Origin of the sequence: Xenorhabdus lircayensis (genome assembly GCF_016306625.1) — a bacterium.
In the GTDB taxonomy this organism is placed as follows: domain Bacteria; phylum Pseudomonadota; class Gammaproteobacteria; order Enterobacterales; family Enterobacteriaceae; genus Xenorhabdus; species Xenorhabdus lircayensis.
The window spans coordinates 1-444 of record NZ_JACOII010000096.1 but is presented as its reverse complement, the minus strand read 5'-3'; the positions used below and the strand labels follow the sequence as shown (position 1 = coordinate 444).

At 48.6% G+C, this 444-nt stretch carries 1 protein-coding gene; it reads left to right on the top strand.

Going from position 1 to position 444, the window contains the following annotated elements:
- The coding region (locus H8A87_RS19500; RefSeq protein WP_198691534.1) for a transposase at positions 1-291 on the top strand (291 nt) is incomplete at its 5' end.
- Positions 292-444 lie beyond the last annotated feature (153 nt).

Sequence of the window (444 nt, the reverse complement as noted above, 5' to 3'; positions counted from 1 at the left end):
AGCCGGGATGAAAAACAGGAACGGGCTTACTATGTCGTGTATGCGCACCGGGAACAGGCTAATCTGAAAACCCTGGCTCAGGTGGCAGGTTGTCGCTGGGAAATTGAATGTGGTTTTGAGGAAACAAAGGGAGAATGTGGTCTGGATCATGATGAAGTGCGGCAATGGCATAGCTGGTATCGGCATATTACCTTATCGCTGCTGGCTCATGCGGTTCTGGCGGTCTTGCGGATACAGGAGAAAAAAAACGCCGACGGAACTGATCGCCCTCAGTGTGGCGGAACTGCGTAAGCTGCTATCCAAATTAATGGAAAGAATGGGAGAAACACTCGAACAAATTTTGCATTGGTCATATTGGCGGCGGCGACATCAATATTACGCACAACAATGCCATTATCGTCGTCGGGATAACCGGATGATTACAGAGCAATTACGACTGTAGTA